The organism is Enterococcus sp. 5B3_DIV0040 (genome assembly GCF_002140755.1).
Taxonomy (GTDB): Bacteria; Bacillota; Bacilli; order Lactobacillales; family Enterococcaceae; genus Enterococcus_D; species Enterococcus_D casseliflavus.
The window spans coordinates 1,461,283-1,481,580 of the sequence record NZ_NGLC01000001.1 but is presented as its reverse complement, the minus strand read 5'-3'; the positions used below and the strand labels follow the sequence as shown (position 1 = coordinate 1,481,580).

Sequence of the window (20,298 nt, the reverse complement as noted above, 5' to 3'; positions counted from 1 at the left end):
CGTCCCTCTTAAGGCTGTAACGCCAAAAGGAGTGATCGCTGCTTTCTAGATTTCTATGAATTACTCGTTGGTTTTGACCTGCACCCTTTTTTCAGGGATTTTTTCTTGAAAAAAAGTTTCTAACCATGCCACATCTTTTTTACGCAACGTGAAGGTATACGTTTTTTGATGATCGGTAATGCTTATTAAACGGTTTATAATTTGCCATTTTTCTATCTCAGGTAAAGAAATAAGGCTTTTCTTCCATAAGCGCGCATAGCGAATCAGGAGCAAATCATTCCTGATGAGCATGCTTCGGTGAATCCCTAACCATACAAAAAAGAAAAAGACGGCTAAAACGAGGTTGCTTTTCCAATAAGGTCTGGTATTTTCTAACGAAAGAATCAAACTGATAAATAATATCATCATAGTAAACGACCAATAAATGATCGCTGTAGCAGCTTCCGGTTGCCAATACAATTTACGCTTCATAAAAGTTCCTCACAACATAAAATTTCTAGTATACTATCTTTATCATATCAAAAAAGGGTGAGACAATGTTAAAAGTTTATCTTGATGCTTCCACGAAAGGCAACCCCGGCCCTAGTGGCGGTGGAATCGTCATTGTCGGTACTGATCTGCATGAACAAATTGCGTTTCCGCTACCTGATTCAACCAACCACCAAGCAGAGTTCGCTGTGATGGTCAATGCGTTGCAGCTGCTGATTGACAAAGGTTTACAGGAACAGACAATTATGCTCTATACCGACAGCAAAGTCGTTGCGCAGACCATCGACAAGAATTATACCAAAAACCCTGCTTTTTCTGATTATTTAACAGAAATTCAATACTTGTTGAAACAGTTCGCTTTAGCAATCATCCAATGGGTCCCTGAGAGTCAAAACAAAGGTGCCGACCATTTGGCACGCCAAGGATTAGCAAAAGCGATGAAATTAAAGGATCGGAGACAATAACCGAGAGAAGTTTTGTTTGAAGCGCAACCAGTAAGATTGCTTCGCCAAAATTTCATCCGTCAGTAATGTTGATTGTGCCATATCCTCTTCAAAGAAGCCTTTCAACGTTTGCGTGACATCGTGATCGTAGGCGAAGGCATTGACTTCAAAATTCAAGGCATAACTCCGAATGTCTTGATTCGTCGTCCCAAAGGAACTAATGGTATCATCCATCATGACCGTCTTCGCATGGAGGAAACCATTGTTATAGATGTAGATTTTTGCACCACGGCGATGCAAGTAATTGGCATAATGCTGTGTTGCCCGATAAATGAATGGGTGGTCAGGCATACATGGAATCATGATTCGAACGTCTACACCTGAGTGGATGGCAATTTCCAATGCGTTCATCATACTGTCATCAGGAATCAAATAAGGCGTTTGGATCCAAATCGATTCTTTGGCAGCTAAGATCATTTTTACAAAACCGCCTTTGAGAATTTGGGTCTCACTTTCAGGCCCATCAGCGACGATCTGCAAATCAACATTTCCAGAGCGCTCTTTCGGCGGTAGAATAAAGTAGCGATCCTCGTATTCCAGCTGATCCTCTTCTCTTTTTACAGATGCGTTCCAGTCACGAATAAAAATCTCTTGTAGTGTAAAACTGGCAGTACCTACGATTCTCGCATGGGTGTCTCGCCAATAGCCAAATTTGGCCTTTTTCCCTAAATACTGATCGCCGACATTAAAGCCGCCAGTCCATCCGATTTGACCGTCGATCACAACGATTTTTCGATGTAGATGGTAGTTCAATCGTGTGTTGCGGATTAGGTTCTTCGAAGTGATGAAAGGCACGACTTTTCCACCGGCATCAATCAACGGTTGAAAGAATTTCCGATTGGCCTTCGGTGACCCCCATGGATCATAGACCAAACGCACTTCAACACCTTCACGGGCTTTATCGATCAAGATTGTCAAGAATTGGCCACCGATCTCATCATTAAAAAACGAATAATACTCCACATGCAGATTATCTTCTGCTTGCTTCATATCCTCAAACAATGCGGCAAATTTTTCTTTTCCATCTGTATAAAATTCTACTTTGTTTCCTTTCGTCAAGGGCGATTCATCAAGGTTCTTAAAATAGCGCTCTAATAGATGATTGTCATCTGAGTAAGGATGTTCAGGAAAAGAATAATTGTGCACTTTGATGATTTGATTCAACTCATTGATCCTACTTTGGTGGTGCTCACTAAATTTATAAATAATTTCTCCGTCGATCCCCCGACCACAAAACAAGTACAACAAGAACCCGATGCCGGGGATGAATACCAACGTCATCATCCAAGCAAAGACACTTGCAATCGAGCGTGGTTTCCGAAAAACAGTAATAAAGGCAGCGATCGTATTAATAAACAATAGTGCCAATAATACCGTGGAAATCATGCTCATATCCATTTTTATCATAGTTTCCTCCTATATCCTGTAACCCTATAATAGGTAACTGTGATCGAAAGCAAGCTTCAATTCATAGTCCCCTAGTGTTTCTTTGATTTTTTGTTTCAGCATTTCTTCGATTTCTTGATCACTATACGCCGATTTTGCGGGAATCACTAAATCAAAAGCCAACAGATCTCCTTTGACCTGAAAATCATGCATCCGTAACTGTGGGTCAACGAAGCGAATGATCTTTGACACTTCTTTTTTTAAATGCCGATACTGCTGATCTTGAATTGGTACGGGATCAAGATGACAGACCAGGTCGACCTTTAAAGATTGGCGAAAATCTTGTTCAATCGCATCAATCACCTCATGCGCTTCCCGTAAAGACCACGTTTCATCCACTTCGATATGCACACTGGCAAAGCGATTTTTCGGTCCATAATTATGAACCAGTAAATCATGGTAACCGAGAATCGTCGGATAGTGATCCAAGCGTTGCTCCATGGCAGCTACTTCTTCTTGGGTTGGGCGTGCCCCTAATAATTCGTTGATAAAGGAACGAATCATTTTGATTCCGCTAATCAAAATATACAAGGCAATCAGACAGCCGACGAAGCCATCGATACGTAGGCCAGTCAACCACTCGATCGTTGCTGAAAACAAAACTGCCCCCGTTGTATACACATCGTTGAGACTGTCTTGTCCGCTGGCTTTAAGTGTTTGAGAGCCGATCAGGTTCGCCAGTTTGCGGTACATCGCTCCCTGCCAGATTTTGATCAAAATCGATAAGACCAAAACGATAAACAATAGTGGGGAAAGACGGATACTCGTCGGTTCCATGATGCGTTGCACAGAGCTGATGAGAAATTGGCCGCCAACAAACGTGATGATCAAAGATACTACAAACCCACTGATGGCTTCAAATCGCTCATGACCATATGGATGTTCACTGTCGGCTGGTTTCGCAGAGATCCGAAAACCGATCAATGTTAAAATAGACGAAGCGGTATCTGAAAGACTGTTGATGGCATCTGCCATAATCGAAACAGACTGGGCAGATAAGCCAATGATAAATTTCCCGGCAAATAATAGTAGGTTGGAAAGCAACCCGAGGCTGCCTGCTAATTTCCCGATGGCTGTACGTTCGTAGACACCATTTTTTTTGCTACGATCTAAAAAAAAGTTTAGCAAATCATCACCCTCTCAAAAAACCATCTTTCTTATTTTACCCCGAAGGAATTCAATTAAACAACTATTCGTATCGTTTTTTCGAAAAAAAAGCGAATTCCCTTCAATTATCAAACGCATTTTCAGATAACACGTAGGAAAAAAGGAAAAAGATAACGGAAGGGTCTCCCCCTCCGTCATCTTCGTTCAAAAAAGGAATGTGTTAAAGACCTACGCTCCTCTTTCACCTATCTTCTTAAAGGAAAGGAACTCGCGGGTACAGATTCAACCATAGTGTGCTTACTTGGCAGCTAACCACGCTGCTGCTGTCTCAAGTGCTGCTGCGATTCCTTCTGGATTCTTCCCGCCGGCTTGTGCCATATCAGGACGGCCGCCACCGCCGCCGCCAACTTTAGGTGCGATCTCTTTGATCAAATCGCCTGCTTTCAATCCTTTTTCGTTGGCTGCTTTGTTCATGGCAGCTAAAAGATTCACTTTGCCATCATTCGCGGTAGCTAACACTAAAATATCAGAATGGTCTTTTTGTTTCCATTGGTCAGCTAGTTGACGTAATTGGTTCATGTCCTTTACAGTCACTTTTGCTGTGATCAGACGCAGACCATTTACTTCTTTAACATCTTTGAAAACATCCCCTGCTTGCTGGTTTGCTAACTTGCTGGCAAGAGCTTCGTTTTCTTTTTGCAATTCACGCAGCTGCGCTTGCAGTTGTTCTGTTTTGGCAACGACTTCTTTTAATTGGGCGGATTTAACGATCCCTGCAATTGCTTTTAATTGCGCTTCTTCTTCATGCAATAACGTATAAGCTTCTTGACTAGTCACTGCTTCGATTCGACGAACACCAGCACCGATCCCTGATTCAGAAACGATTTTGAAAATACCGATATCCTCCGTATTTGCTACATGGGTTCCCCCACATAATTCGATCGACCAATCGGCAACATTGACGACGCGAACGTCATGCCCATATTTTTCACCAAAGAGTGCCATCGCTCCCATGCCTTTTGCGGTATCGATATCCGTTTCGATCGTCACAACAGGAAGAGCTTCCCAAATTTTCTGGTTGACGATTTGTTCCATTTGGCTCAGCTCTTCGCTGGTCACTTGCCCAAAATGACTAAAGTCAAAGCGCAAATGTCCTGGAGCAACTAATGAACCTGCTTGGTTCGCATGGCTGCCTAATACTTCTTTTAAGGCTTTATGCAATAAGTGAGTCGCCGTATGATTTTTAATGATCTTATTGCGACGATGCTGATCCACTTGTAAGAAATAGTTCACGCCTTCTTTTAGTGGCGCTTTGATTGTAGCAGTATGCAAGAACTGACCGTTCGGTGCTTTTTTGACATCCGTCACTTCCGCTACGATCGTACCATCTTCTGCTACGATCGTGCCTGTGTCCGCAACTTGTCCACCCATTTCTGCGTAGAATGGTGTTTCGGCAAAAATCAGTTTTGCTTCACCTGTCGAAACAGAATCATGTAACGCTTCGTCTTGGATGATCACTAATAATTCGCTGTTTGCTTCAAGTGAATCATAGCCAACGAAACGGCTGTCTACTTTGATATCTGTCAATAAAGCGGATTGTACGCCCATCGAAAGCTCTGTTTGTCGAGCCGCACGAGCGCGGGCACGTTGTGCATCCATTTCTTGTTCGAACCCTTGGTGGTCCACTTTCAACCCTTCGTCTTCCGCCACTTCTTCTGTCAATTCAACTGGGAATCCGTAAGTGTCATACAATTTGAAAATATCTTGACCAGCTAACGTATCTTGACCGTCTGCTTTTACTTGGGCGATCACTTGATTTAAAATATCTAACCCTTCATTGATCGTTTCATGGAAACGTTCTTCCTCGTTGCGGATCACTTTCTCAATAAATTCTTGCTGCTCTAGTACTTCAGGATAGTAGCTTTCCATGATCTCGCCAACGATCGGTACTAATTTGTATAAGAAGGCAGTATCGATCCCTAATTTTTTCCCATGCATGACTGCACGACGTAATAAACGACGTAAAACATAGCCACGGCCTTCATTTGAAGGAAGTGCCCCATCGCCGATCGCAAAAGAAAGTGCGCGGATATGGTCTGCAATCACTTTAAAGGAGATATCTGTCGTTTTGCTGTCGCCGTAGTTCACACGACCGCTTAAATCTGCCACTGCATTAATGATCGGCAGAAACAAGTCTGTTTCAAAATTGGTTGGTGCATTTTGAACGATGGAAACCATTCGTTCCAGCCCCATCCCCGTATCAATGTTTTTATGTGGTAGTGGTTCATAGGAGCCATCTGGTTGATGATTGAATTCTGAAAAGACCAGATTCCAGATTTCCAAATAGCGTTCATTTTCGCCACCAGGGTAGTTTTCGGGATTATCTTCCGCTACGTCATTAAACTCAGGACCACGGTCATAGAAAATCTCTGAATCCGGTCCACAAGGTCCTGCACCGATGTCCCAAAAGTTGTCTTCAATCTCAACGATATGCTCTGGTGGTAAGCCGACTTCTTCTGCCCAAATCCGTTTTGCTTCTGTGTCTTTTGGATAAACCGTGACATATAATTTGTCTGAATCAAAAGCCATCCATTCTGGTGAGGTCAAAAACTCCCATGCCCAATGGATCGCCTCATTTTTGAAGTAATCGCCGATTGAAAAGTTGCCTAGCATTTCAAACATCGTATGATGTCTTGCTGTTTTCCCAACGTTTTCAATGTCGTTAGTCCGAATCGATTTTTGCGCATTGGTAATTCTTGGGTTTTCAGGAACAACACTGCCATCAAAATATTTTTTTAGCGTTGCCACCCCTGAATTGATCCATAACAGGGTTGGATCGTTGACTGGAACAAGGGACGCACTCGGCTCGATGGAATGTCCTTTTGATTGAAAGAAGTCCAAAAACATTTGGCGTACTTCTGCACTGGATAATTGTTTCACGTTATTCTCCTACTTTCTTCTGTGTTCGCTTAAGATACAGGGGCTGACAAAATTGCTGGTAAGGCGCTCTTATTCCTGTAGAGTCATTTTGACGATAAAAAAACACCATTGCAGAGCAAGGACGTCGATACGCGGTACCACCTTGCTTGCAATGATGTGACTCATTACCTCTTAGACTCGTTAACGCGGAGTGGACGGCAACATTTCTGCTGCAGTTGAGCACCAAAGGGAGCAATCCGTCCGAATTCATGTTTTTCTCTCAGCAGTGAAAAACTTTCTGTAATGAATCATCAAACCGACCATATCCTTCGTCATTCAAAGTATAAGGAAATGTTTCGAAAAAGTCAATCCTCAAATCCGTTCTTTGTTGATCAGAATCGCTTTGCGGTAACGATAGCTCTGGGGAGAAAGCTTTTGATCTGGCTGCAGCATTTTCCGTGAACGGTAATAACTGGCATATGGCAAGGCATCGAATAAAGGATGCCCACAAATCTGCCAGTTCTCCATTTTTAAAGACAAGCCATCTGTCAGCTCCCACGCATCCGCAAGCCCATAGGTGCAGCCAAATAAATTCGGTTCAAGCAATTCAGCGGTTGACAAAGAGACACCATCGTCGCAGGACTTTTCATTGCCCCAGCGAAAAAGTCGCCGAGTCGCAGCACCGCAAACGTATTCCCATTGATCCTCTGATAGCAGCTGAAAGCCTTGTTTGTCTAACTGCTGTTTCAATTCTGTTTGACTGACGGATTCGTGGGTAAATAACCGATAGGTTTCCGATAACGGCTCGAGTGCAGCAAAATAGCGATTCTCTTCGTGATAAAAAGCGGGTAATTCCCAACGCAAGCTTTCCTCAAAGGACGCTGGTGCTGTGAATTGTGCCTTTAGCTCTTTTTCGAAAACACTGAATTGATCGACTAACCCGTGAAACTCCCCAGTGATCGTATTTAACTGCCCGATATACCTTGCGCCAGCAGGCAGAGAACTTTTTTGGACTAGCATAGGATCAATCACAGCTTTGCGCAAAGGGCTCGTAGACTCATTGACAAAAATCCCCCAATCCTGGCTGGTTTCTAACTCATAGATTGTTTCCAACTGGCGAATGATTTCGTTGGGGGCTGACTGCCAATTTTTACTCCAGCAAGTAGCCGGTAATCCTTGCACACCGAGATCCCAACCTAAGATCGCCTCAGAGTTCCCTGGTATAAAGACAAAGTCTTCGCCATCGATCGTTAATTCAAAGGTAGCACATTTCAACCCTGCATACGTCAACTGACTAAAATGGACATCGGTGATCTCCTTTAAAGGACTGACAAAATACATTAAAATTTGCTGGATCAGCTGTTCTTTGATTTCAAAGGACAGTGTCTTCCAATTTGACCATTGTAACGCCTCAAAAAAATCCACGTCATTTCTCCTCTCATCTGCTACAATTACTATATAACGAGTATACCACGAAAAAGGAGGAAAACGACTGATGCTTTATTTTGGACGCAGTCCGTGGATGCTACAAGCGGTTTTCGCCCTGCGGCAAGCCGTTTTTGTGGAAGAACAGCACATTCCTATAGATTGGGAATTTGATGAAAAAGACCAAACTTGCCCATACTATCTTTGGCTAGATGGACGCATCCCGATCGCTACCATCAGATATCAATTCTCTACGCCAAACACCCTGCAACCTGATCGCTTTTGCGTAGCCAAGGCCTATCGGCACCAAGGATACGGCACCAAATTATTGCATTATCTCGAAATGCGTGGTATCCAAGAGGGTGCCCTCCAATCAGTGTTATCCGCAGAGATCGACGCTTGTGCGTTTTATGAATCCTGTGGGTATCAAAAAACATCTGAACCCTATGCTGAAGATGGCGTATTGTGTGTAGAAATGACCAAACAATTAAAAACAGCAGTCAAGGAAGAGTAGTTCTCTTCCTTGACTGCTGTTTTGCTAAGCATTAGCTATTCGAATTTTTCTTGTTTTTGCGGGCCGTTCGAGTCGTTTGACGACGTTCGATCTTCCGTTTTTCTTTGTTCTTCTTATCAACAGCCCATTGAATTTTTTTCTTGTAGCCAGGCTTGATTTTTTTCTTCTTTTTCTTGACTAAGCCAATCAAGGTTGGGTCTAATTCGTCACGAGATTTTTCTCGCTTTTGCCGACGATTCCGATCGTAAGTCGCAACGATCTCGCCATTTTTGATTTCCTTCGGTTGGAAAACAACCCCTAGATCTTCGATGGCTTGGATTGCCCCTTCATCGCTTGGATCATAAAAAGTGATCGCGGTCCCATCCATTTGGTTTCGACCGGTCCGACCAACACGGTGGATAAAGAAATCCAAATCAGCTGGAATCTCAGCATTGATGACATGAGAAACCCCTTCAATATCAATTCCTCGCGCAGCTAAATCTGTTGCGACAACATATTGGTAGTCCAAATTTTGCACTTGGCGCATGATCCGTTTTCTTTCACGAGGACTGATGTCGCCGTGGATCTTCGCTACTTTTAAGCCTTGTTCCTTTAAGTAATCCGTAATTTCATCCACACGGCTCTTCGTGTTGGCAAAAACGATGGCAAGATAGGGATGGCCTGTAGTCAATAATTGATAGATCAATTTATTGGTATTTTTCCCTTTGGTAGAAATCAACCAATTCTCGATCGTATCAGAGATGACTGCTTTCGATTTGATTTCTTCGATCAATGGATTGGCCATGTATTTTTTCAAGAATGGGCGCAATTTCTCTGGAATCGTTGCGGAGAAAACCAGCATTTGTAGTTTCTCAGGCAAACGCCCCGCAATTTGATCGACTTCTTCCAAAAAGCCCATATCCAAGGTCATGTCTGCTTCATCCACGACAAATACATTGGCAGTGTGAACCCCTAACGCTTGTTCGTTGATCATATCCAAGATACGACCAGGTGTCCCAATCACGACATGGGGCTGTTGATTTTGCAGACGGCTTAATTGACGTTGCTTATCCGTTCCTCCGACGAAATTTGACACTCGAATTTCAGGATCATGAAATCCGCCGATTTGTTTTGCGGCGTGATAGATTTGCGTGGCTAATTCACGACTCGGTGCAGTGATCACTACTTGCACTTCATCTTTTTCGGCATCGATTTTATCCATCAACGGCAGTAAAAATGTGTGGGTCTTACCACTTCCGGTCTGTGATTGCCCTACAACACTGCGTCCTTTTTGGATAACAGGTATCAGTTTTTCTTGCACTTCTGTTGGTTTAGAGAACTTTTTATCAGCAAGTGCTTCATAAATAAATGGTTGAAATTTAAATGACTCAAAAGACATTCAAACACCTTCTTTCTTTTAGCATCCTTTGGATTATAGCATATGTTGCCTTGTTTTCCTAACTTTCTTTTGTAATCGATTGAAGATCGATCGTACTGATAGTATACGTTGCACTGCGGCGTTCATAGAAAAAGCGACTTTCTTTTTTTATTGCTGCCCACAAGAGATTCAAGTAAAAACCAAACTGGATCAACCCAAAAATAACTACCATCAACAAACTAACGACTAAAAGCAGCAGATTGTTGGACTCAAGAAACGGAGCGAAGAAGATATTGACCCGACTGATGCTGGCATAAATCAGATAAAACAAGCCATAGCGTTTCAATAACGCCCCCAAGCTGACACGCTCACGGCCTTCTTGCATGATTTTGATTCGTACGAGTTTTTTTCCAATCGTTTGTCCTTTGGCAAGGTAAGCCAACAACACAAAGTACAGCAACACTTCAAGAGCAAAGTACCAATAGTCCCCACTAAAGTCCCGTACCGTCTGTTGAGTGAGCAAACGAACAGCGATCACCACAAGGAAACTGATCACATTCAGTATTCCCCAGTCGATCAACCAAGCAAACACCCTTCGTGTCACAGTCACCCGAGTGCCTTTGGCGTAAGAATCGGCATCCATCTCTTCCCTTGATGGCAATAAGAACGTAAAAAGTGGGGCGATCGTCCAGCCCACAAGCCCTCCAACTGTATTGACAAAGAGATCATTGACATCGAATAAGCGATACGGACGAGGATAAATAAAATATAGGCCCGTCAACTGCGTTAATTCAAAAAACAACGTCAGGCAAAACGTAATAACGAGTGTTTTTAAAAAGGAACATTTGAAGTAATAACGCAAATAGACCCCAAATGGTAAGGTCAACAATAAATTAAAGAGTGGCTCAAGAAAGACCCCCTGCTTCATAGCGGGAAGATAGGTTTGCGGATCGTGAATGTTTAAGACGGTCTGTTGGACAAAATGTTGCCACGATGCCCCTAACTGCAATTCCATCTTAGGACCAGTCATCTGTGCTACCTCTTCGATCGAGGGCAATGGTAGGATAACTAAGAAATAGGCGCACAATAAATAGAAGACAAATGAATACAGAACCAGTGCGCGTGACAAGATAAAACGACCGTATTTTCGATATTGGATAACAAAAAAAATCATTGATATCGCCAATGCTAGGAAAGGAAAAACCAGCAAGGCAACCTTTATTGGGGTAATATAAGCGGACATAAAGAACTCCTTCACGTTTTCTTTTTATCTTACACGCTATTTCCCAAAACGTAAATTTTGGAGTATCATAAAAGAAAAGGAGGTTAAAAAACCATGTTAAATCCCTATTTTGCCTTTGGCGTACCGGCATTCCTTTTGGTTTTATATGCAGCTTTTGCTCTTTTTCGCCGGTCTTCCGATATTCCCTATCTAGGCTTCGTCCTTTTCATCATTGCTGGTTTTCTGACAGGATTTAGTTTACAAGTCATTCAACAAGCCATCAATGAAGTGGAGAAAACATCTCTTGAACACGTGCAAGAAACCCACCTTTACTCGCCTTATTTATTAGCGATTCCATTGATTGTGGGCATTCTTTTACTGATTGTCAACTTGATTCGCGGCTATTTAAAAGTCAAAAACGTTCGTCTGCGGACAAAATAAAAACAACTTACCTAGAAATACGAATTGATCCTGCTCCTCTTGACGGGAAATGAGATCGCTTCGTATTTTTTTGGTAAGCTGCCTAGATTGCTAGACCCGTTCTAAAGATCCATCCGCCACTTTCGTAGTAAAACAGTTTATCAACTAAAAAAAGGTTTATTCGTCGGCTAGTTCTTCATCCAGGTCTGTCTCTGAGGTATCAGCAAAAGACTCTTTCACATCATCATTGACTTGCTCCAATAAATATTGCCAATCACTATTCGACACAACCACCACATCGATATTCTTTTCTTCATCGATCAGCTCGAGATTCGAAACATCCTCTCCTAACTGCTGGAATAGGTCGATCAATGTTTGGTCTTGTAGCGTTACGTATTCAGTCCGTTTCATCCTTCTTCCCCCCATGAGTCAAAAAATTCATAAAACAAGATATCGAAACTAGTAAGATCGGTCATCTTTTGTAAAGTAGATAGATCTAAACGAATAAACGCTTTTTCCACTAATAAATAATGGTTTTCTTCCAGCGCTTCTTCGATAAATGGTAAAATCTCTTCTTCATCCCCTAATGTTTCACTAGAGATTTGGTCGATTTGATCAAACAAGCGATCATCTTGCAACAAAAAGAATTGATCGTCGTAAAGATAGACTGCGATTTGATATTGCCGGATGGGTAGCTCAGCCCGAATGACAAAAAAGCATTCCCCTGAATTGGAAATCGCTGGCAATAGTTCATTCGGTTGTAATGCCTGTTGGTAGTACATTTCCATCCCTCCTTTGTACTTATTATTATAAAGAACAATGGAGGAAAAAGGAAATAATCGAATTTCAGTTTAAAAAACTCTAAACAAAGTTAAACATCCCATTCTGCATAGAATTCTTCTAAAAAATCCTTCATGAAAGCCACACGCCGTTGGGCTTCTTTTTTGCCATACGCCGTGGTCATCTTTTCAGGAAGCAAAAATAGTTTCTCATAAAAATGATTGATCACCGTCGTCCCTTTTCGGTAATCTTCATGATTTTGAAACGTCTTTGGGGCTAAGTCACTGACATGGATCGGGTGTTGATGACTGCCACCAAAATAACTCGTCCGTAAAATACCGATCGCACCTAAAGCATCGAGACGATCTGCATCACGAACGACGCGGCCTTCTACTGAGACAACTTGCGCGCCTTGCAAAAGTTCTTTTGAAAAAGACAGATTCTCGATAATAGAAAAAATTTCTTTCGTTTGTGCTTCACTGGCTCCCGCTGTGGTCAAACAAGCTCGCACTTCGTTAGACGCCGCTGTGACATCCGCCACAACTTTGTCATCCACCGTATCATGGAGATAGGCTGCCGCCTGTACGACAAAGCAATCAACTGCCAATTCGTCGGCATCAATGATGGCTTGACTTAACCCAGCCACTCGTTTGACATGATCAAACCCATGTCCTGTGTAATCATTCCCCAGAATACTTTCGGCATAAGCAATTACTTTGCTAAGATCGGCAACATTGTATTCTTCCTTCATTTTTTTCCTTCTTTCGATATGAAAGCAGCTAGCCTTCTTTTTTCGATGGTGATTGATACAAAAGGAAAAGAAGTTCAACAAGACGAGCACCCCATGAAATAATTGGGGCGGCAACGTCTTGCGAAGCTTCTTTCCACTCGTTACTTTTAAGCGAAATCTTGCGTCTCGCTGATTTTATAGACACTAAAATAGATCTTGCGTAAATAGTCTAATAGATATTGAGGATTCAATAATTCCTCCGTTGCATCTAAAATCAATTCATTTGGTTTCTTGGATGCGCCATATTGATGAATATTTTCAGTCAGCCATTTACGAATCGGTGAATAATCATCCGAAGCCAACACTTCATCGACATTGATTTCTTTTTCCATGGCGTGGAGTAATTGTGCTGCATACATATATCCTAGAGCATAGGATGGGAAATACCCGAAGCTTGAACCTGACCAATGAACGTCTTGTAAGATCCCTTCCAAGTCATTTTCTGGACGAATCCCTAAATATTCCTCGTATTTGTTATTCCAGATTTTTGGCAGTTCATCGATCGATACGGTTTCGTTAAAGATCATTTTTTCGATCTCGTAACGAATAATGATATGGATGACATATGTCAGACTATCAGCTTCAATACGGATCAAGCTAGCTTTTGAGTGCTTTAAGGAGTCATAGAAAGTGTCAAAAGACACATCATCAAACGTGCCTTCCGCACATTCTTGGAAAAATGGGTATTGCTTTGCCCAGAAATTGCGGTTGCTGCCGATAATGATTTCATTAAACAGCGATTGGGATTCGTGGATTCCCATGGACGCCCCTTCATGAACAGGCGTGCCTTCGTATTTCTCATCGATGTTTTGCTCGTACATCCCGTGACCAGCTTCATGAATCACACCGAACAGTCCCATCGAAAAGTCAGTTTCGCTCCAGCGTGTGGTCAACCGTACATCATTGTGGTTGATCCCCGTAGCGAATGGGTGGACCGTATTATCCAAACGGCCGCGAGAAAAGTCATAGCCTAAGTCGGCGATCACTTTTGAGATAAATTTACGTTGTTGCGCTTCGGTCATCTTACGTGAAAGGATCGAAGTGTCTGGCGCTGTTCCTTTTTCAGCCAATTGACGACGAATATCCATGATACCGTCTCTCACTTGTGAGAATACGTTATCCAAGATCTCAACCGTCATATTCGGCTCGTATTGGTTTAACAAGACGTCATAGTTCGTCAGCTCATTTTTCTTCCAATAAGGAATCAATTCTTTCGTCAAGCGAATGTTTTCAGAAAGAGCGTCTTTAAATAAAGAAAAATCTTTTTCTTTACGGGCTTTGAGCCAAGCAGTATGTGCTTTTGACGTAGCTGCGGAAGCCGCCATCGCTAACTCATTCGGCACATCTTTTTGCAATTCATATTCTTCTTTGACTAATTGATACGCAGCTTTCCCTACTTCTGATAATTCATCTGGGTGTTTCCCGAAATAGTTGATGGCTTCTTGGATTGGTTCCCCCACTTTTTTATCAAAGTATAGACCATATAAATAGCTGTCAACTTCCGCACGGTAATCACTGGCTTTTTCTGGCATCCCTGTTTGATTATCCCAGCCTAAGATCCCCATTGCTTGTTGCAATAGATCGATTTCTTTTAATTCTTTCAGAAATTCTTGTTCTTTCATTCAGCAGACTCCTTTTTGCGTGGCGGACGTTGTCCCCAGTATTGGAAGAGATCGGTACGAATCGCACCGTTGTATAATTTGCGTTTTTTTGTCGCTTTTTCGCCGTAATGGGTCTCAAAAGTCAAGTCACTGGTCAAAAAGTACTTGCTCCAGGTTTTAAGCGGCCGAAACACTTGGCCCATTTCCTGATACAGTCGCTGAACGGACGCTTCTTCTCCTAAGCGTTCGCCATAAGGAGGGTTAGCCACAACGACACCATACTCTTTTTCTGTTTTAAAGTCTTTAACGGCTTGTTGTTTGAAGGTGATCGAGTCTCCTAGACCGATTTCTTCCGCATTTCTGCGGGCGATCTCAATCATTCGACCATTGATATCCGAACCGGTAATATCTAATTCGACATCATAATCTGCTGCTTCATCTGCTTCTTTCCGTACTTTTTCAAATACTTCTGCTGGGAACCAATCCCACGTTTCGCAAACAAATTCCCGATTAAAGCCAGGGGCGATATTGTGACCGATCAACGCTGCTTCAATGCACAACGTGCCTGATCCACAAACGGGATCGACAAACGGCTTGTCTTTGTACCAATTTGTCAGCATCACTAAAGCCGCAGCCATGTTTTCTTTCAGCGGCGCGCCTCCTTTTTCTAAACGATAGCCACGTTTAAACAAACTAGGGCCAGTCGTATCCAATGTGATCATCGCATGGTCTTTTAATAAAGCGACTTCTAATTGGAAAAAAGCGCCCGTTTCAGTCAGCGGCACACTTGCTGGACGATGGTATACTTCTCTTAAACGATTGACGATTGCTTTTTTGGTAATCGCTTGACAATCAGGTACACTATACAATTTTGATTTGATTGATTTACCAGCTACTGGAAATTCAGCGTCTAAAGGTAAAAAGTCTTCCCACGGTAACGCTTTAACTTCTTCAAACAGCTGATCGAAAGTCAATACGTCAAATTCCCCGACGACGATTTTGATACGGTCCGCTGTACGGAGCCACAAGTTCGCGGTAGCAATGGTCTCCATCGTCCCTTTAAAACGCGCTCGGCCGTTTTCAACCTCACACTCGATCCCTAAATCCCGTAATTCTTTGCCCACTAGTGCTTCTAAACCGCTCGCAGCGGTGGCAATACAATTAAATGTTTTTTCAGTCATAACGCTCTCCTTCTTGGTATAAAAAAACCTTCCGTTGCTGGAAGGATTCCCTGATAGGTTGTGATTTTCTATAAGCCATGTTTTGTCCGTATTTTCCTCAGGGAGAAGAAAACACTGGGTAATTATCTATCTGCAATTACTTGCCTTCTTGCTCCGTTCATTTCCGTGCAAAAAGTGCCCCTACCATTGTTTGGGTTGCTCGCTCGAGGGGTTTACCGCGTTCCACCAAGACGGTTTCCCGCCTTGCTTCGTCACTGTGGCACTTTCAAGGATACTTTGGCATAGCTTACACCTTAGCCATTTTTCCTGCCGTTACTTTCTCAAGTACCCTAGCTTATGGTTTCGCTAGGCACGAACACTACAAGCATCTCAGCTTGTGCGAGCATGGACTTTCCTCAGCATAATCGAGTTATGCCGCAATTACCCGAAAACCACAACTATCTTTTCTACAGTAGATTAGAATTGACGGGTTTTTTCGTTGTCATCTTCAAAATCAGCATTTGTATAGTTACTGTTGTAGGAAGAAGAACGAGTGACAGGTTCTGATTCACGATCAAGCTTTTTGCCAAACACTTCTTTTTCAAGATTAGACAACCGTTTCAAAATATCAAAGTTTGTAACGGTTTGGCTTTTCGGCGCTTCTTGTTGAACACGAGATGCGATCGCTTGGTTTTTCGACAATTGATCGATTTTCGCTGTCAGACGATCATTTTCTTCTTGCAGGGCTAAGATTTCTTTGTTGTAGCTTTCGTAGTCTTTAATGATATTATCTAAAAACTCGTCCACTTCAACTGGATCATACCCACGCATTTTTGTTTTGAATTCTTGTTGCAGAATATCTTTTGGACTATAAATTAAATTTGCCATTATTTACACCTCATTGTTTATTCCAAATGGTTTTCACTTTCTAGACCATTCTATCAAAAAATATACGAAAATCAAAGTAAATTACTATCAAATGTTGCGTTTTGTAGGTCATCCATTGTTATTTGATGAATAAAGTAGGGATTTTGCTCACTATAAGCTTTGGCATCTCTTAAGAAATAATTAGGTTTTCCTGGAAATTCGTCATCATATAACACAAGTGCGCCTTCGGTATGCTCCAGTAAAAATGCCGTGTGATTTCTTAATTGACTGGGGTCTTGGTAAGGCTTATGGCTGGTGGCATTGACATAATCGGCAAATGACTTCGCTGTTTGCAGTGCCTGCTGATTTGTTTCGTTCCAATTTTCACCAAACCCTTCAAAAGGAAAAATAATTCCTAGTTTCAGTTCTGGGTATGTTTGTTTTAATTTTTCAACGGCTTCGGCACACCACAGCTCCGCGCCAAGATTCCCGCTGATCAAGAGCCATTCTAACCCTTCTTCGACATAATTGGTCAAAGTCGACATTATTACTTTCTTAATAACTGCAATCTTGGGATCTTTTGCTTGAAAGACACCTAATTCATAATTACGATAGCCAGTAAAGTATAAGGTTTTCATTGTTTCTCTGGTCATCTCTTTTCTTTCCAAACGACTTTTTGGTATAATGTTGCCTAGGAGTGTGAACAACATGGTTATTCGTTACCCGAATGGACAATCTACTACCTATGATGACGGCAAAAAACAAAAAATGCAAGAGAAACTAATAAAGCCAAAAACGTATGCCAATCGTGGGATGCGTTTTGAAGAAGCGATCAATGAAAGCAACCTTTATTATTTGAATCGGAAACTTGCTGTCATTCATAAGAAACCGACACCAATTCAAATCGTGAAAGTAGATTATCCAAGAAGAAGCGCCGCCGTAATCAAAGAAGCCTATTTCCGTGAGGCATCCACCACCGATTACAATGGGGTTTATCAAGGGCAATATATCGACTTTGAAGCGAAAGAGACTCAAAACAAAACGTCATTTCCCTTTAAAAATTTTCATCCACACCAAATCAAGCACATGGAAGACTGTTTGGAACAAGCGGGTTTATGTTTTGTTCTTTTATGGTTTTCTAGTCTACAACGCTGCTTTTTTCTCGATAGCAAGTGCTTAGTTTCTCAATGGCACCTGCAAAAAGAAACGGGAAAAAAATCAATGACACTGGCCTATATTGAAACGAATGGGATTGAAATCATCCCTTCAATTGCGCCGCGTATTCCCTATTTAAAAGCAGTTGATCAATTTTTAACGATGAAGGAGAATGATTAGTATGGCAAATGGATCACAATCGAGGACCTCTCGGCATGATTCTAAAAAAGGTACAGCTAAAAAAGCACCAAAGCCTCCTAAGGCAAAAGGCAAACGAAGCATTGGGAGTATTCTTTTAAAAGTATTTATGGGGCTGTTTTTCTTAGGCTGTATCGGGATTCTATCCGGGATGGGGCTATTCTGGTGGTATGCCAAAGATGCGCCTGCACTTGATGAAACACGTTTGGATTCAACGGTTTCTTCTCGTTTCTATGCGTCAAATGGCGAATTGATCACTGAATTCGGTAGTGAAACCAGAGAAAAAATTACAGCAAGTGAGATTCCTCAACTGCTGGAAGACGCGATCGTCTCTGTCGAAGATCGCCGCTTCTACCAGCATATTGGAGTCGATCCGATTCGGATCGTCGGTTCCGCATTATCCAATGCCACAACCGGCGGTATGCAAGGCGGAAGTACGTTGACACAGCAATTGATCAAGCTGTCCTTCTTTTCTACCAGCGCTGAAGACCAAACATTACGTCGAAAAGCACAAGAAGCATGGATGGCGGTTCGTCTTGAACAAATGAAATCAAAACAAGAGATCCTCACTTACTACATCAATAAAGTATATATGTCCAATGGTGTATATGGGATGCAAACGGCCGCAATGAAGTTTTACGGCAAGCCGTTAGCTGAACTAGACCTTGCGCAAACCGCTTTGATTGCCGGTTTACCAAATGCCCCTTCAGCTTTTGACCCATTTTCGCATCCTGATAATGCGAAAAGTCGGCGAGATGTTGTTTTAGGTGCGATGCTGGAAAATGAAAAAATCACGCAAGCGGAATATGATGCGGCCGTTGCCGAGGATATTCAAGAAGGCTTGCAAGACAATCCCCGTGAAAACCAAGAGTGGAAATACTTTGACAACTACTTTAACGAAGTGATCGCTGAAGTCAAAGAAAAAACTGGGAAAGATGTGTATACTGACGGCTTAGATATTTATACTAATGTCGATATCGATGCACAAAAACGATTATATGACATCGTCAACAGTGACGACTACGTTGATTACCCAGATGACAAGATGCAAGTTGCCGCTACCTTAGTTGATGTTAACACAGGCAAGGTGACCGCTCAGATCGGTGCCCGTAATGTTGATGATGTTCTAGCAAATAACCTGGCTGTCAATGTCGCACGAGACTTTGGTTCGACCGTCAAACCAATCACAGACTATGGCCCTGCCTTTCAATTTCTACAAGATTCCACGGGTAGAATGATTTTAGATGAACCTTACACGTATAAAGGGACGAATATTCCTGTTTACAACTGGGATCGCCAATATATGGGCAATATCACCTTGCGGACCGCTCTAGCAGAGTCTAGAAATGTGCCGGCAGTGAAGCTGTTTGATGAAGTCGGCGCGGACAATATCGCAGACTTTCTCAGTGGTTTAGGAATCGAATATGATACGATCACCCAATCCAATGCGATTTCCAGCAATACGGATAAATTGGATGGCACAAAGTATGGGATCTCCAGTCTGAAAATGGCCGCTGCTTATGCTGCGTTTTCAAATGGTGGCACCTATTATGAACCACAGTACGTCAATAAAATCGTCATGCAAGATGGTACAGAAGACGAAGAATCCTTTAAAGTTTCTGGTCAAGAAGCAATGGATGATACGACAGCTTACATGGTGACCGATATCTTGAAAGATGTTATTTCTGTCGGAACTGGAACCAACGCGCAAATCGATGGTTTGTACCAAGCAGGGAAAACGGGAACGTCCAACTACACCGATGACCAGTTAGCACAACTGGATACATCGAATGGTGCCTACCCTGATATTACCTTTGCCGGCTATACTCCCTCCTACTCATTGGCGGTTTGGACAGGCTACAACGACAAAATGACACCGATCACTGATAGTAGTACCCATGTGGCTTCAGATGTCTATCGTGAATTGATGCGCTATGTTTCTGCTTCTGTAGAAAACACGGACTGGACAATGCCTGACGGATTGACACGGATCGGAAGAGAGCTTTATCTTGAAGGGACGTACACCCAACCAAGCTATTCAGCACCAAGTTCGTCCAGCAGCAGTTCCTACGTTGAACCAACGACACCTTCTACAGAAAGTAGCGAATCAACACCATCAAGTACAATAGAATCATCAAGCGAAGTAACACCACCAGTGACAACACCTGATGAGGATGATTCATCATCGGTCGTTACGCCTCCTGCTTCTAGTCAGGATCCCGGTTCAACAACACCTTCCAGCAGTGAGGATAATCCTTCCTCACCACCGGACCCGCCGGAACCAAACGATGGTAGTGTCGAATAATGGAGAATCGCAAAAAAACAGTAGATCAAAATCTGATCTA

General features: G+C 42.5%; 19 protein-coding genes and 1 other RNA gene. 5 read left to right on the top strand and 15 right to left on the bottom strand.

Features of this window, described 5'->3' with window-relative positions:
* Nucleotides 1–60: 60 nt before the first annotated feature.
* Nucleotides 61–471 carry an EbsA family protein gene (locus A5883_RS06960; RefSeq protein ID WP_005231379.1) on the bottom strand — a complete coding sequence of 137 codons (411 nt, stop codon included), beginning with the start codon at nucleotides 469–471 and terminating at the stop codon, nucleotides 61–63.
* 65 nt (nucleotides 472–536) lie between these two features.
* Here A5883_RS06960 and A5883_RS06955 point away from each other — a divergent pair, with 65 nt between their 5' ends.
* On the top strand, nucleotides 537–953 hold the full coding sequence (locus A5883_RS06955; RefSeq protein WP_005226128.1) for a ribonuclease HI family protein: 417 nt from the start codon (nucleotides 537–539) through the stop codon (nucleotides 951–953).
* On the opposite strand, the gene cls is transcribed toward A5883_RS06955, so the two are convergent.
* The 4 genes from cls to A5883_RS06935 all read right to left on the bottom strand — a co-directional run bounded on the left by cls (nucleotide 933) and on the right by A5883_RS06935 (nucleotide 7,889).
* Nucleotides 933–2,399: a cardiolipin synthase gene (gene cls, locus A5883_RS06950; protein ID WP_086338194.1), complete on the bottom strand. Its 1,467-nt coding sequence runs from the start codon at nucleotides 2,397–2,399 to the stop codon at nucleotides 933–935. The two genes, A5883_RS06955 and cls, sit on opposite strands and share 21 nt — an antisense overlap.
* Before the next feature lie 24 nt (nucleotides 2,400–2,423).
* Nucleotides 2,424–3,566: a cation diffusion facilitator family transporter gene (locus A5883_RS06945; protein WP_074535780.1), complete on the bottom strand. Its 1,143-nt coding sequence runs from the start codon at nucleotides 3,564–3,566 to the stop codon at nucleotides 2,424–2,426.
* Between the two features lie 276 nt (nucleotides 3,567–3,842).
* Nucleotides 3,843–6,485: an alanine--tRNA ligase gene (gene alaS / locus A5883_RS06940; RefSeq protein WP_086338193.1), complete on the bottom strand. Its 2,643-nt coding sequence runs from the start codon at nucleotides 6,483–6,485 to the stop codon at nucleotides 3,843–3,845.
* A 351-nt stretch (nucleotides 6,486–6,836) separates the two neighbouring features.
* On the bottom strand, nucleotides 6,837–7,889 hold the full coding sequence (locus A5883_RS06935; protein WP_086338192.1) for a DUF7278 family profilin-like fold-containing protein: 1,053 nt from the start codon (nucleotides 7,887–7,889) through the stop codon (nucleotides 6,837–6,839).
* A gap of 70 nt (nucleotides 7,890–7,959) precedes the next feature.
* On the opposite strand from A5883_RS06935, the gene A5883_RS06930 reads away from it, so the two are divergent.
* Nucleotides 7,960–8,403: a GNAT family N-acetyltransferase gene (locus A5883_RS06930; RefSeq protein WP_086338191.1), complete on the top strand. Its 444-nt coding sequence runs from the start codon at nucleotides 7,960–7,962 to the stop codon at nucleotides 8,401–8,403.
* Between the two features lie 31 nt (nucleotides 8,404–8,434).
* Here A5883_RS06930 and A5883_RS06925 read toward each other — a convergent pair whose 3' ends face one another.
* Together A5883_RS06925 and A5883_RS06920 are read right to left on the bottom strand one after the other, a co-directional pair.
* Nucleotides 8,435–9,781 carry a DEAD/DEAH box helicase gene (locus A5883_RS06925; protein ID WP_086338190.1) on the bottom strand — a complete coding sequence of 449 codons (1,347 nt, stop codon included), beginning with the start codon at nucleotides 9,779–9,781 and terminating at the stop codon, nucleotides 8,435–8,437.
* A 58-nt stretch (nucleotides 9,782–9,839) separates the two neighbouring features.
* A complete protein-coding gene (locus A5883_RS06920) occupies nucleotides 9,840–11,003 on the bottom strand; it encodes a VanZ family protein (RefSeq protein WP_086338189.1) in 1,164 nt (387 codons plus the stop codon).
* Nucleotides 11,004–11,096: 93 nt separating this feature from the next.
* On the opposite strand from A5883_RS06920, the gene A5883_RS06915 reads away from it, so the two are divergent.
* Nucleotides 11,097–11,423 carry a hypothetical protein gene (locus A5883_RS06915; RefSeq protein ID WP_010748384.1) on the top strand — a complete coding sequence of 109 codons (327 nt, stop codon included), beginning with the start codon at nucleotides 11,097–11,099 and terminating at the stop codon, nucleotides 11,421–11,423.
* A 156-nt stretch (nucleotides 11,424–11,579) separates the two neighbouring features.
* On the opposite strand, the gene A5883_RS06910 is transcribed toward A5883_RS06915, so the two are convergent.
* The 8 genes from A5883_RS06910 to A5883_RS06875 form a co-directional block, all read right to left on the bottom strand.
* Nucleotides 11,580–11,813, bottom strand: coding sequence for a hypothetical protein (locus A5883_RS06910; protein ID WP_010748385.1), 234 nt, complete (start codon nucleotides 11,811–11,813; stop codon nucleotides 11,580–11,582).
* Nucleotides 11,810–12,190: a hypothetical protein gene (locus A5883_RS06905; protein ID WP_005226138.1), complete on the bottom strand. Its 381-nt coding sequence runs from the start codon at nucleotides 12,188–12,190 to the stop codon at nucleotides 11,810–11,812. Before A5883_RS06905 ends, A5883_RS06910 begins: the two co-directional genes overlap by 4 nt.
* 83 nt (nucleotides 12,191–12,273) lie before the next feature.
* On the bottom strand, nucleotides 12,274–12,933 hold the full coding sequence (locus A5883_RS06900; RefSeq protein ID WP_005226139.1) for an HD domain-containing protein: 660 nt from the start codon (nucleotides 12,931–12,933) through the stop codon (nucleotides 12,274–12,276).
* A 146-nt stretch (nucleotides 12,934–13,079) separates the two neighbouring features.
* Complete coding sequence (locus A5883_RS06895; RefSeq protein WP_086338188.1) at nucleotides 13,080–14,594, bottom strand: carboxypeptidase M32; 1,515 nt, start codon at nucleotides 14,592–14,594, stop codon at nucleotides 13,080–13,082.
* A complete protein-coding gene (locus tag A5883_RS06890; protein ID WP_010748389.1) occupies nucleotides 14,591–15,754 on the bottom strand; it encodes a THUMP domain-containing class I SAM-dependent RNA methyltransferase in 1,164 nt (387 codons plus the stop codon). Before A5883_RS06890 ends, A5883_RS06895 begins: the two co-directional genes overlap by 4 nt.
* A gap of 66 nt (nucleotides 15,755–15,820) precedes the next feature.
* Nucleotides 15,821–16,186: RNase P RNA component class B (rnpB, locus tag A5883_RS06885), an RNA gene on the bottom strand.
* A 24-nt stretch (nucleotides 16,187–16,210) separates the two neighbouring features.
* Nucleotides 16,211–16,621 carry a cell division regulator GpsB gene (gpsB, locus tag A5883_RS06880; protein ID WP_005226142.1) on the bottom strand — a complete coding sequence of 137 codons (411 nt, stop codon included), beginning with the start codon at nucleotides 16,619–16,621 and terminating at the stop codon, nucleotides 16,211–16,213.
* Nucleotides 16,622–16,692: 71 nt separating this feature from the next.
* The gene (locus tag A5883_RS06875) at nucleotides 16,693–17,238 is read right to left on the bottom strand and encodes a DUF1273 domain-containing protein (protein ID WP_086338722.1); all 546 of its coding nucleotides are present in this window, start codon (nucleotides 17,236–17,238) and stop codon (nucleotides 16,693–16,695) included.
* Between the two features lie 70 nt (nucleotides 17,239–17,308).
* Between A5883_RS06875 and recU the strand changes: the two genes are divergently transcribed.
* Both recU and A5883_RS06865 read left to right on the top strand, forming a co-directional pair.
* The gene (recU, locus tag A5883_RS06870) at nucleotides 17,309–17,935 is read left to right on the top strand and encodes a Holliday junction resolvase RecU (RefSeq protein ID WP_015509744.1); all 627 of its coding nucleotides are present in this window, start codon (nucleotides 17,309–17,311) and stop codon (nucleotides 17,933–17,935) included.
* A 1-nt stretch (nucleotide 17,936) separates the two neighbouring features.
* Nucleotides 17,937–20,258 (top strand): PBP1A family penicillin-binding protein, encoded by a 2,322-nt coding sequence (locus tag A5883_RS06865; protein ID WP_176323957.1) that lies wholly within the window; start codon nucleotides 17,937–17,939, stop codon nucleotides 20,256–20,258.
* The last annotated feature ends 40 nt before the right edge of the window (nucleotides 20,259–20,298 follow it).